The organism is Aminobacter sp. LjRoot7 (assembly GCF_964252895.1).
Lineage (GTDB): Bacteria > Pseudomonadota > Alphaproteobacteria > Rhizobiales > Rhizobiaceae > Aminobacter > Aminobacter aminovorans_B.
On record NZ_CAXUPX020000024.1, the window covers coordinates 1 to 11693 of the forward strand.

An 11693-nucleotide genomic window follows, 5' to 3' on the forward strand; every position below is an offset into this window, starting at 1 on the left:
TCTCGCCGATAATCCGGTCCACCGCCGCCATCGAGCAAACGATGGTCTCCTCGCCGTCAGGGCTGCTCACAACCGTCCACAGCCCATCCACTCGCTCGGCAAGTGCTGCCTCGAGTTCCTGCAGCCGGTCACAGCGCCACATTGCTTGCATATGTGCGGCATCCCATTCCCGCCACAGCTCCAACGCCGGGTCGGAGGTCACACCTGTACTATCAATGCTGCGAGCCGACGCCTCGCGGCCAAACGTCCATCCGGTCGCACCAACAACCCATCCCGCAAGCGCCATCCGCCGCGTGACGCAAGCCAAACTCATGCTATGGTCGGAATCAGCCATGATCCGAGCTCCTCAACAGCTTAGGTTATGGTTAGGCCGAGCGGTGTGTTGGAGCACGTCGCTCGGCTGCAAGGCAGTAATTTTTACGTACATACCGTACATTACGGACGCGCATATTGTCAAACACGCCTAGCTCCTCGGAAATGAAAACTGAACGCTTTGAGTTGCGGCTCTCCAGCGAACTGCTGGCGCGGATAGACGAATGGCGTCGTAACCAACCTGATTTACCCACGCGATCTGAGGCTATTCGGCGTTTGGTAGAAAGCGGACTAATTCCTAAATAGTGCCACGTTGACGCCTGGCGTCAGAGACGTTCAGGTGTTCGAAAGACTGGCTGCACTTCAATGTGATATGGCGCGTCGCGCTGGGATGGGGACGCGAGACCTTACTCGAAACGCGGAGGTATCGCCTGATACGATCGCCCGTCTTGAACGTGGCGAACAGCTAAAGAGTTCGACGAGCGACGCAATTCGACTAGCTTTCGAGGCCGCCGGCATCGAGTTCATTCCGGAAAATGGTGGCGGCCCAGGCGTACGGCTGGCTCGAAACTCAGAACCGAAGGACACCTAAAGCCCAGGTGGGAGGGTTCCTATTTTAGGCATTGCTCCGCGCCAACACTGAGACCATTTTCTCACCCACCTGTCATTCATAGCGATGAGCAGCATATGTCCGACTCTGCCCTCCGAAGGCAGAGCGTGAGCTAATATTAATGCTGGCGATGCATTCTGAACATCTGCGTGCGTGTATTGAGTACCGTGGCGCGCAAAGGGTGCAGGCAGCGTACCCCGTCGTCATGAGGTGGTGGGGCTTTTATTTATGCCCGGCTGCGCGAACCAGTTCGCGGGCAAATGTTTCGGTCTGGCCATAGTGAGGCCCGCCGGAAGTACCTCTTCCAGATCTGATGTGACGTATACGAATTGAACCGGACAGGGTAAAATTCTGGTTCGCCTGAAAACCTTGGGAGGTGCAAAATGATAGTCGTTCGTTTCAAGGTGCAATGCCAACCAGGAAAGAGCGAAGCCCTCATCGCTGCGTTCAAGGAGGTGATCGCCGTGAGCCGACCGCTGAAAGGCGTCATCAGCTTCGACATTGGGCGCGATCTGGGCGACCCTAACTCTTTTGTGGCGACCGAGGTGTTCGAAAACAAGGCGGCGCTTGAGAGCCAAGAGGCCCTTGCCGAAGTTCAGAAGACGATAGAGCTGCTGGGCGAGGTCGCGTCTGGCACACCCGAGGCGACAATCTTTCACGTCTCGTCTTCAGAGCCGTGGGGCTAGGCGGAAAGCTCTTCGCCGTAGCCAGTCGCGCCGGGTGGAGCTTTGCCCTCGTAGCCTTCCTCGACTGAGAGGTTCCACCTGCCTCAGCACGTTAGCTCGGATCATTGATGCCGTTATCCAGTTGGCTGGTCAAATTTCTGACCGGTTCTCCCTGCTTCTTACGTGCGAGCAGCAAGAGTGGGTTGGAGCCTCGCCTAAGCCCCCCACCCGCCCAGAGGCTCCACTCACTGATACACCAAGCATTGCTCCATCCGTCCGATCAACAAATCGTGTAACGGTGGTAGTGTGCTTTGGGCAGGTGGTAGGGTAGGCGGTTGCAGCGCTCAGGGCTGGTGCAACGGGGATGGGGAGGGCCATCTGCCGCAAGAAGAGGGACCCTCTCCCCACCTCCGGTCCCTTCGACATCACGATACAAGCAACACTTCAGCCGTGGCGCTCGACGCTGCTGACAAACCTGTCGCCACCGCCGAGTAAGCTAGGCCTTCCAGAAGGCTGCGCTGTGGAGCGGACGGGCATGGGGCAACTGCTTAGTGCCGCTTATCCGACGGGTCACTCGGAAATCTGTTCCAAACATTCTGGCCCCACGATAAGCTCGCCGCTTGGACCATCGAAGATACGACCTGAGGAAAGAGCCCGACGGGACATGGAAGGTGATCGACGTGTTCACCGGGTGGCCCAGCTATGCTGACGGGATGCCTTCTACAGGGCTTGACCTTCAGGATGCGGACGATCTGGTCGATCAGCTGAACTACTGGGATGCAAAACGCAGGGGCATCCTCAAGCGCCGCTAGCAGCCTCAGCGATCCAGCTTCTCCGCCGCGCCTGTGATCGCGTTCTGGCAGTGCGTGGGTGCTCTCTTCCCTCCTGCCCTCCTGGCGGTTTTTGCCCATCCTCGCGATAAACCCGGAATCGGGTGGCGGCTGATCAAAAAACTGTGACATGGATGACTTGCGTTCGAGGCCACTGCTACATTGAGGTGTTGCTCGGGGACTGGGCAATGGGTGGGAGGAAACCCGTCCAACCGGCTGGTACTTCCACCCTCAACCCCAGCGCCCGACCTCGGCCGCATCACGGTGCTCTTGGTGATAAGGCGGGTTAGTTCCGAGCAACTCGGCTTCCTGACTTCGCGGCGGCGACGCCTGAGATTGATAGGTGCTGATCGTTGTTAAGGCTGAGACCATGCTTTCATGCGGCGGCTCCCTGCCGAATCGTCGCGCGATTCGACCGAGCGCTGCAGGATTCGCCCCCGCGCCTTCGATGCCTGTAACCTTACCGTAGCAGATGTTAGTAAACACGTAGCACCGCGCGTACCTAACCAGCACGCTCTGCCAAACTGCTGCCCAGGAAACGCTTGGTTAGTTCCTCTTTTGAGAGAGGCTTGGAAAACCAATAGCCCTGCAATTGGTGACTGCCGGCCTCTCGGGCAAACTCCGCCTGATACCGATCCTCGATTCCTTCGACTGTGACGGGGACCCCGAGAGCAGTAACCAGTTTGATAGTGGCATCCAATACTTCTGCGGCCTGAACATCGTGTTCGATACTCGCGACGAGCGATTTGTCTAACTTGACGCGATCGAAACGGAATTGCCGCAAGGAGCCGATGCTCGCGAAACCAGAACCAAAGTCGTCGAGAGCCACCTTAATTCCGAGCGCCTTGATCTCGGAGATTGATCGTTTTGCCTCATCGGCATTCGAAATAAGAACGCCCTCTGTAAGCTCAATGGTCAGACGGTGGGGCTCAAACGCAAACTTGTCGAGAGTGGCCTTTAGGCCTCCAGCGAAATATCGGTTGCGGAGCTGCAAGGGGGACACGTTCACAGCAATCTGCAAGCCTGGCCAGAGTGAGCCTTGGGCCACAGCTTTTTCTAGAATTTGAGACCCTAGTATCCCGATGAGCCCGGCCCTCTCAGCAACTGGTATGAACACATCTGGGGCGATCGGCCCGCTCTCGCTGTTCCATCTGGCCAGGGCTTCCACACCGCAAATATGCCCGCTGCGCGCGTCTACGACCGGCTGGAATACGACCTTGATCTCGCGCCGATCCAGGGCGTCGATCAACTGTTGCTCTAGCTTCGCTTGCTCAAAAAGTTTGGCCTCCATTTGCGGGTGAAACACGACCATCGCGCCATCTGACCCATGCTTTGCCTGATGCAGAGCCATTTCGGCTTGTCGTAGCAAGTCGTGGAAATTCGCCCGTGCCAACACGGTCTCGGTCACGCCAACACTAACGCCAACCTCGATCTCGCAGCGGCCAATCTTGAAAGGTTCTGCGAACACTTCACTCACGGCCGATTGCAAATGGGCGACCTTACCAGCTGCGTCGACCAACGACACGATTGCGAACTGGTCACCGTCCAACCGAGATATCGTTGTTCCCAGTGGCAGATCCCTGCTCAAGCGCGTTGCGACAGCTCCCAGCAGTTTGTCGCCAACTTGTTGTCCCCAGAGGTCGTTAATGGCTTTAAAGCCGTCAATGTCTACCAGATACAGACCGATCATTGCCGAACTGCACTCATCGGGCACGAGATTTTCGACATATTCGGACAAACCCGGACGATTGAGCACGCCGGTCAAATGGTCGTGGAGCGAGTTTTGTCTCGCGCGGGCCTGTTCCCTGGCAAGTGAACGCACCGAAAGCAGACCAATCATGCCAATGCCGATGATCAGCAGAAGCAGGATGGCAGCCGCTCCAAAAATGAGCGGACGAATACGTTCGTAGCTTTGTGTTCCATGTCTCTCTACTGGAAGGCTGATGTAGCCAACCGCGTTCCCGTCAACATCTTCCAACGGCGCCGTGACTGTGCCTTCCACGGGGCTATCAGTTAGCTGAAGGCCGCTCAGGTTGAATTTTTGGGCAATCTCGTTGATCGCTTTGGCGTCAAGATCCTTCTCAAATATCAAAATGTAAGAATTCGGCGGCGGAATGCCTTGAAGGAAGGGACGGATACGTGCAGCGCCGATTAGCGCGGGCCCGTGAATAGTTCGTATGAAATCGGCATGGACTTCTCCTCGAAGGCTATCACCAGAGCGCGCGCGCTCCACAAGGCGAGCCAAAGAGCTGTCGAAAAACGCGCTGGGCTGCACATCCATTGGTTTGCCATAGCGGTAGTGCAGCAGTGGTTTGTCGTCGGGCCCGATCACCAGTGCCATGTCATAGAGCGGATAATCTAAAGTCGGGAACCCCCAGTTCTCGATCAGCCAGGCATCCCGAGTTGGCGAAGCCAGTTGGCGATACGCCTCGTCCCAGAATGCATTGTCCCTGACTGTGCCGGCCATCTGTGAACGTAACGACTCTAGCGCGGACGCCGCCGCGCCAGCTGCCCGTGTCTCATCAAGTTCATCAGCAGTACTCACGATGGAATAGATGGCGCCACTGACGACAGCCCCTAGCGCCGCTGCTACTCCAAGCGAGAGAAGCACGGCGGTTATGATGACCCTCTTCTTATGACGACCCGAGGAACCGAGAGGAGGGAGATGGGCGCCGCCGGCCATTAGAAAGCTCATGAAAGGAAAAAATATCTACGACCATAGGGCGTAATCAGCCCGATCGATTTGAGTTGTAACTCAATAAGAATTCCCTAATTTAACCCCTAAATTTGTTGATCGTATCAAGTATGTTAGTCCCTTCAGCAATGACGCCTCAATCAGAGGTAACTCTTGCTGTCCACTGCCCGAGAATAGTTGCGCAACTGGGGCGGAAGCACTGGCGACTTTCGTTCGACGATGCCCTGCAAGTTACCGCCGATGGCCGAACGATACTCCTAACGGGGTCGATTGATATCTCGCTGGAACCTTCACTAGCAGCTCTCGTTAGCCTACCGGAGTGCAAGGCAACGACCCGAACCGTCCGGCGCTCTAGCAGCGAGACCTGTCGCGAATTCGCCCCCCCCGGCAGGCCTTCGCTTTTCAATCCATAAGCAATACCAAGCCCGGATATAATCTTTTGAGATTTGGCAGCGATCGTTCCTGCCACACAATATTGCTATTGCCCCGAACCACCATCCGAACTTCGGGATGATTTCGGGCCTCAATCACCAATTTTGCCAGAATATTCCTGCCCTGTGAGTTGAGGAATTCAAGGTCGGACAGATGTACCGTGATAGCTGGCGGCCTGGAATTCAGGAGGTCCCGTACCAGTGACGCAATCTCCGGAGCGGCCTTGTTCTCCAGGCGCATGACCCCGCTGAAATATAGATCGGTTCCTTCAGCCCAAACACTATATTGGTCAGTATTGATGTCCATGGGAGCCACCTTCAATGCATCAGATCACCTTAAACATGCTCCCACCATATTGGTTGCGACATGTACAATAGATTGGCGCAATTCTATGGAATTGAACTAAATTCACCCATTCGGCGCGGCGCTTGGGAGATCTTGCGTCTCGGAGCCGAGTGGAAGTGTACCCCTCAGGCGCCGCTCCAAGCATCGGGACGGCCGTTCCCAGTCGGTAGCGTAGGATCAAGACCGTCGCGTACGGCTTCTTAAGGCGTCATGGTCAGTGGATTAACCGGCCGAGGGCGATCTCTAGAGCGATTTTGATGCCCATGCCAATCTCGCGGCTGAGGTGCTGATCTCCAATCGTGTCGGCGTCCAGCTTGGCGTTGGTCAGCAGCTTCAAAACTGCGAGGGCCTCATCTGCATCTAGAGTACAAGTGAACTCCGGATCGCCCATGGCCTGCGCCAGTACTCGGGCTTCGGACAGTTCGATGTCAGACATGCCAGTACCCAGTCCTGGAACCTGCTGTCGCGATGTAAACCTGCTTCAGCATTCCGCATTTTCAAGAACACGCTAACCGCGGGGGGCGCGAGACCTAATTTTTCCAGCACAGGCCAACGAGGTACCCGCCTCCAGGCGGGGCCGACAATGCTGAGCTTAAGCGGGTGATTTAGCTAATCCTAACGTAACGTCAAGCGAGGAGCGCGGGTCGGCTCCCGACGCGTTCAACTACACATAGCGAGCCGCGCAATTCTGTACACGTCAACGTCTTACTTTGAATAATTTTACAACCAAAAGTATTCTTGCTCTCGGGGAAGACAGCGTATAGGTTATCTATGATACAAAAATAAGAGGACTAGAATGATGGAAATATTTTCTGCTAAGCGTGACGCAGCTATTTCCCATCGGGAAATTACCGCGAAAATCGTTTCCGCATACGTGTCCAACAACGCGGTCCCCTTAAGCGATATCAGTAGTTTGATAGGGAGCGTTGGTAAATCATTTGATGAAATAGCGTCATCGAGTGGGCGATCTTCGGGCGCTCGATTTATGCGACCGGCTGTGCCGATTAAAGACTCTGTGACAGGAGACTACATCATTTGCCTGGAAGACGGGCGTAAGTTTAAATCTATTAAAAATCACATCGAGACAAATTATAACCTAACTCCGGGGGAATATCGGGCAAAGTGGAGGCTGCCTTTCGATTATCCTATGGTCGCACCCAATTATTCAGTGTTGCGCTCTAGGATTGCCAAGGAATTGGGACTTGGCCGCAAACCCCAAGTGCCGTTGGCGCGCTAATGCCGCTCAAAACATAATCCCGCACGGCAAGGCTTCGGTCTCGCCCACATGAATGGTTATGGCGATTTGTAGCTGAAAGAGACCCGGTTTTTGCCCTGAAGTTTTGCCTCGTAGAGGCATCGAGAGGCTTGACGCAGGCTTTCCGCTGTATCGGCCGAACCCCGGATTTCGGCGCCGCCTATGCTAACCGTTGCCCTGACGCTTCCTCGACCACTTTTCACCAAGGGGATCGTCTCCACTTGCCGTCTGATCATATCTGCCCGCAACGCCGCGCCGTCCTTGTCAACGCCGCCAAGTATGACGCCAAACTCGGTGCCTCCGGTTCGGCCCACAACGTCGCTGGGTCGCGTTGCGTACAAAAGCGCCTTGGCTATTCGGATCAGGGCCTCGTCACCCTTGGCATGGCCGTGCTGGTCATTGATCTTTGTGAAATCGTCAGCATCGATCAGGAGCAGTGTGTCGCAATCTTCTTCACGACGGACGCGAGCCAGAAAACCGATAAAGGCCTCTCGATTGAAAAGTCCTGTCGCCGGATCGTGGCTGGTCGAATAGTTGAGTTTTTCGTGCGTCCTTCTCAATGCCGCGTGCGATTTCGCGAGCGCCTCACTGGCTTCCTTGTACAACTCGGACTGATGGAAAATATAGGAGGCGACTGGCATCGCGATGACAATAGGAATCACGGTGCATTCCACCCAACTGAGCCAGTCGATAGGCATTCCAAGGGCTAGTCTGGTGGAGAATGAAAGTGCAAAGGTCGAAACAACCGCAATCGCGGTCACGACGGCTGCTTTTGCGAGAATGAGATTGCGCCGAGTCATTTCACTATATTAGCGCAGCGTCAGTAAAGCATCCCTTATGAAATGTCGAAAATGATGGATCAACGTTTAGCACCAGCGCCCCGTTCCTTGCCGCTTTGGGGAGCGCTACCTTGCGGGACGGTAAGTCGGGCTATTCTTATCCGGACCTTCGTGTTGTTACGGGAAATTCGGCGGGCCCGGAGAGGAGCGAGCAGCCGGAGAACTGTGCGGTCTAGTTTTGTAGAGACATTGATTAAACTCAACCCCTATCCACTCGGAAGAATTTAAAGGTTATGAAATACAATAAGAAAGCAGCCATTTGTCGAGGCGTTGAAGGCTCTTGGTGCATAGGAGTGAGCGAGCATGGGATATGTGTCGACAACTCTTACAAGAATGTTGGTCGGCACGATCGTCCTGCTGCTGCTTTGCGGAGCAGCGACGGCGGCGGATACAGGTGCTGGCAGCAGACCTGACGGTCCGAGCTTCAACAATCCAGGCACAAATCCAGGCACAGACTTGCCGTCTGCCGGCGACGTCAAACGCTGCAACGCGGTACTATCAAATCCGCAGGCCTTTGAAACTGACCTTCTTGAACTTTGCAAGCTCTTACGATCTCTGACCAAGCCACATAGATTGCAGCAGCCATCAGTCGAGCTTACCTAAATCATGTGATGTACGGCTGCGGAGTGGTGCGGACCGCCGATGCCGGTCTGTAACAATGCCAAGCCTTTCAGCATGCGGTGGCGCATCGGCAACGGCAATATGTCGAGTTTTGCCCTGTCGAAACTGGTTTGAGGTCGCCTTCGGCATCACGATTGAAAGCCGTCACGACGATCAGCTTCGGCATCTTCTGTTCGGGCGGAACGTGGCCTATTCGCGACATGGTGGCGTCTCCGATTCAATGGAGGATAGGCTTTGTCTCCGACTGCACAATAAACGCTGCCAAGCAGCCTAGCACTTCCTCGATGACGTCCATGGACGCCCATTTCAACATTGGCTGGTTGCCATCAGCCGCACCGAGGATCGGGATCACCTTGAAGTCCCTATCGTCCTGCTCGCCGGACACCACGGTCACCGTGAATTTCATATTTGGGAACCGGCGTTCGAGTTCTATGGCTATCTCGCGTCGTCTTGTGTCAAACCATACCCCCGCTGGCGGTATCACCAAGAACTCACGGGTTTCCCCGCCCTCGGTTTTTATTGGCATCGCGAGCCCTCATTTGAGGGGAAGTTCTCGCACCTACCAGCCCTTCTGCCAATCGTAGACCAGACCGTCGGGCCGCTTGAAACCTCGGAATGGTTTATGCGTCCCTTCATTTCGTGCGATCCAACATTGATGTAGTGAATTGGCAGAAGTTCTGGCTAATCGCCCATGTGGAACTGTGGAACATGTTGAAGCAATCGAAGTTCTAGCACTGGAGCATGGCCATCCCCCCTCCGGCCCATGCTCCGCAGCAGGCCTGTCGTGACGCCCTCCGTCCGACAGGCCTTTTTGCGGCAAGAGGACACCTCGACCACATTCGCGTGCCGCAGCCAGAACCTGCCGTATCAGGTCGCTCTACCCAACGACCTGTGCTGTATGGAGACTACAACATGCTTGAGCGCATTGCCGGCGCTTCGAACCCCGCCCAAGGACGCAGCAGGTCACGGCGAAATGGCCGAACGGTAAGCAGGAGGATTTCTTTCGCGACCCGAGCCGACGCCGACGTCCTTGCGGCCGAATTCGAAGGCATTCACTTCGATCCTGCCAAGGACCGGGAGGGCGGACGTGTCAATGGCGCCTGGCTGCGAACCGACGCGTGGAAGCCGATCGGTATCCCCACTGTGACGGGCGCCTTGCTGAGGTAGGCTGAAGGCTGCAAATCCTAGTGCAAGCACTAGGATGAAGTGGCCGACCGCATAGCGGTGCACTTCGACATTTTCAGCCATGCGGCGGCTAGAACTCATTTTGACGCGGCAAGGAACAGATGCTCGGGTCCCAATCGTCCGGTGCACGCGTTATTTGAATGCTGTTGAACGGGCCGTCTGCTAGGCTACCACAGCGAGCCGGTTTACCCGATCCGGCACTGCGGCAACCGTCAGAACATCAGTTTCATGGACTGTAAAGGACGTTAGACCCGGCGTGCTGGCAATGAGATAGCCGTCGTTAAGTCTGTGGGTCACCTGAACGCGCACAAGAACATAATCGCCTGCGCTCACGGGTTGCTCGCTCATGCAGCTATCTCCGGCTTACCGCCCCCGCGACACCCGATCACGACAGTAGTCACCAAAAACTAAGAGAAACACAATGGCCGGCTGTCTGGTTGGCTTGCATGTTGTGGCGTGACGGTGGCTGACGCCTAGAAACCCAACACCCACAGAATGCCCGCCGCCGCACCAAAGGCGACGGCGAGATAAAGCCAGTCTTGCCAGGTCATAGCGGCCAGCGGCTGCACAGCACCCTCCCGCGCTGCTCAATTCTACTCCCAAGCAGAAGGAAAATCCCATGGACCGTGGCAGGTTCTACGCGGCCTCGCGCGCGCTCATCTGGCGTGTTCGAAACGTCGCTGTCCCAACGCCAGGTCGCCAATCTTGAGGCGATCCTCGACAAGATACAGGCCGCAGCCCTGCCGCTTCGGCATGGGCGTATGTGCCGGCCACTTTTCCCCGGAAGGCAAACAGATGACCCGAGAATGGGTCCTGCTTCAGCGTTGCCTGGACCAGCATGGCAAGCCCGTCGAGGCCTTTCCGCATGTCGGTGTGACCCAACGCCAGATGCACCTTCACGCCCGCCGGAACGATCATCATGGGCTCACCCCTCCGCTGTCGATCCGTGCGCGCACGACATCGGGATCACACCCTTCCGGCGCGAACATGCGCCGCCCGTCAAGCAGATCGACGGCCATCATTCCGTCAGGTGGTTGCACGAACCTCTGCAAGGCCAGCGTCGCCGGCATGTCGTCAGGTAGCGTCACGGATGCGAGTTTTGCACGCTTCCTCTGCGCCACGTCGAACTGCAGGCGCCAGTGGAACAGCATCCCCGTGACGATCCCGTGCTTGCGCGCGACGGCCGAGACGCTCACGCCTGGCTGGTTGCTCTCCAGCGCGATGGCACGCTTTTCGTCGTCGCTGAAGAAGCGCCTGGCAGCTTGCGGGGGCGGCGTCGGTCCATCCTTCGCGGCACCTGTCAAGCCGCGTTCGGACGTCGTGCCGTTAGCACTAGTGCTAACGGTCGGGCGGGCGGAGGGATGAAGATGCGCGCGCCAGTCGATCTCAACCTCGCCATCCTCCAGGCGGTCACGCCAACGGCGCAACGCGTAGGGTGAAAGCTGCAGTGCCGCGGCATACTCGCGAACGCCCATGCCGCTCCAGTTCATCGCCTCGACATGCATTGCCCAGAACGCCCGAAGCGCACGACTGCGCACATCCGTGCTCACGCCAAAACGTTGGCGTTGACGCCGGCGCGGCCCTTTCTGGCGGTGTTGCGGACACGCTTCCCGGAGCAATTGTGCCTGCGATTCCGCATGTTTGCGCGCTGCTTCCTTGCCCATCAGGTGGTCAAGCCAGCGCTCGAACGTACGCCGGTTGAGATGGTGATGGCGGCAATAGGTTGTGCGCGCCAACCCGCTCTGACGCCACGCTTCGACATGAACCACCCAGAAGGACTTACGCGCCATGTTCTCGAAATGTCTCAAATTCACCGGAGACCCTCCTTGCTACGAAGGAACTCCACATGCTGCGATTTTGCACTACGCCAACGAGGTGTCAGGGCCGGACGCTTACGAAACGAC

At 56.6% G+C, this 11693-nt stretch carries 11 protein-coding genes and 1 pseudogene; 3 read left to right on the plus strand and 9 right to left on the minus strand.

All coding sequences use genetic code 11. From position 1 onward, the window contains the following. Positions 1 to 334, minus strand: a pseudogene (locus ACSQ3E_RS30465) (hypothetical protein); the annotation flags it as partial. A gap of 971 nt (positions 335 to 1305) precedes the next feature. On the opposite strand from ACSQ3E_RS30465, the gene ACSQ3E_RS30470 reads away from it, so the two are divergent. Both ACSQ3E_RS30470 and ACSQ3E_RS30475 read left to right on the plus strand, forming a co-directional pair. Then, on the plus strand, positions 1306 to 1608 hold the full coding sequence (locus ACSQ3E_RS30470) for a putative quinol monooxygenase (protein ID WP_436125458.1): 303 nt from the start codon (positions 1306 to 1308) through the stop codon (positions 1606 to 1608). A 650-nt stretch (positions 1609 to 2258) separates the two neighbouring features. Next, positions 2259 to 2399 (plus strand): hypothetical protein, encoded by a 141-nt coding sequence (locus ACSQ3E_RS30475; protein WP_436125459.1) that lies wholly within the window; start codon positions 2259 to 2261, stop codon positions 2397 to 2399. A gap of 520 nt (positions 2400 to 2919) precedes the next feature. Here ACSQ3E_RS30475 and ACSQ3E_RS30480 read toward each other — a convergent pair. The 3 genes from ACSQ3E_RS30480 to ACSQ3E_RS30490 all read right to left on the minus strand — a co-directional run bounded on the left by ACSQ3E_RS30480 (position 2920) and on the right by ACSQ3E_RS30490 (position 6325). Next, positions 2920 to 4962 carry a putative bifunctional diguanylate cyclase/phosphodiesterase gene (locus tag ACSQ3E_RS30480; RefSeq protein WP_436125460.1) on the minus strand — a complete coding sequence of 681 codons (2043 nt, stop codon included), beginning with the start codon at positions 4960 to 4962 and terminating at the stop codon, positions 2920 to 2922. A 552-nt stretch (positions 4963 to 5514) separates the two neighbouring features. Next, complete coding sequence (locus ACSQ3E_RS30485; RefSeq protein ID WP_436125461.1) at positions 5515 to 5850, minus strand: slr1659 superfamily regulator; 336 nt, start codon at positions 5848 to 5850, stop codon at positions 5515 to 5517. A 253-nt stretch (positions 5851 to 6103) separates the two neighbouring features. After that, a complete protein-coding gene (locus tag ACSQ3E_RS30490; protein WP_436125462.1) occupies positions 6104 to 6325 on the minus strand; it encodes a hypothetical protein in 222 nt (73 codons plus the stop codon). A 360-nt stretch (positions 6326 to 6685) separates the two neighbouring features. Here ACSQ3E_RS30490 and ACSQ3E_RS30495 point away from each other — a divergent pair, with 360 nt between their 5' ends. Beyond that, complete coding sequence (locus tag ACSQ3E_RS30495) at positions 6686 to 7126, plus strand: MucR family transcriptional regulator (protein ID WP_436125463.1); 441 nt, start codon at positions 6686 to 6688, stop codon at positions 7124 to 7126. 56 nt (positions 7127 to 7182) lie between these two features. Here the strand turns inward: ACSQ3E_RS30495 and ACSQ3E_RS30500 are convergent, their stop codons facing one another. From ACSQ3E_RS30500 to tnpA, 5 genes are all read right to left on the minus strand, one after another. Further along, positions 7183 to 7905 carry a GGDEF domain-containing protein gene (locus tag ACSQ3E_RS30500; protein ID WP_436125464.1) on the minus strand — a complete coding sequence of 241 codons (723 nt, stop codon included), beginning with the start codon at positions 7903 to 7905 and terminating at the stop codon, positions 7183 to 7185. A 916-nt stretch (positions 7906 to 8821) separates the two neighbouring features. After that, entirely contained in the window at positions 8822 to 9130 is a 309-nt protein-coding gene (locus ACSQ3E_RS30505; RefSeq protein ID WP_436125465.1) for a hypothetical protein, read from the minus strand. 437 nt (positions 9131 to 9567) lie between these two features. Beyond that, positions 9568 to 9852, minus strand: a complete 285-nt coding sequence (locus tag ACSQ3E_RS30510) for a hypothetical protein (protein ID WP_436125466.1) — start codon at positions 9850 to 9852, stop codon at positions 9568 to 9570. Positions 9853 to 10425: 573 nt separating this feature from the next. Continuing rightward, on the minus strand, positions 10426 to 10710 hold the full coding sequence (tnpB, locus tag ACSQ3E_RS30515; protein WP_436125467.1) for an IS66 family insertion sequence element accessory protein TnpB: 285 nt from the start codon (positions 10708 to 10710) through the stop codon (positions 10426 to 10428). Next, positions 10707 to 11603: an IS66 family insertion sequence element accessory protein TnpA gene (gene tnpA, locus ACSQ3E_RS30520; RefSeq protein ID WP_436125468.1), complete on the minus strand. Its 897-nt coding sequence runs from the start codon at positions 11601 to 11603 to the stop codon at positions 10707 to 10709. Before tnpA ends, tnpB begins: the two co-directional genes overlap by 4 nt. Between the last annotated feature and the right edge of the window lie 90 nt (positions 11604 to 11693).

Bases quoted from the DNA above. Each gene is read 5' to 3' on its own strand.
- ACSQ3E_RS30470 (WP_436125458.1), top strand. From the start codon at position 1,306: ATGATAGTCGTTCGTTTCAAGGTGCAATGCCAACCAGGAAAGAGCGAA.
- ACSQ3E_RS30495 (WP_436125463.1), top strand. From the start codon at position 6,686: ATGATGGAAATATTTTCTGCTAAGCGTGACGCAGCTATTTCCCATCGG.
- ACSQ3E_RS30505 (WP_436125465.1), bottom strand. From the start codon at position 9,130: ATGCCAATAAAAACCGAGGGCGGGGAAACCCGTGAGTTCTTGGTGATA.
- ACSQ3E_RS30510 (WP_436125466.1), bottom strand. From the start codon at position 9,852: ATGGCTGAAAATGTCGAAGTGCACCGCTATGCGGTCGGCCACTTCATC.
- ACSQ3E_RS30490 (WP_436125462.1), bottom strand. From the start codon at position 6,325: ATGTCTGACATCGAACTGTCCGAAGCCCGAGTACTGGCGCAGGCCATG.
- tnpB (WP_436125467.1), bottom strand. From the start codon at position 10,710: ATGATGATCGTTCCGGCGGGCGTGAAGGTGCATCTGGCGTTGGGTCAC.
- ACSQ3E_RS30485 (WP_436125461.1), bottom strand. From the start codon at position 5,850: ATGGACATCAATACTGACCAATATAGTGTTTGGGCTGAAGGAACCGAT.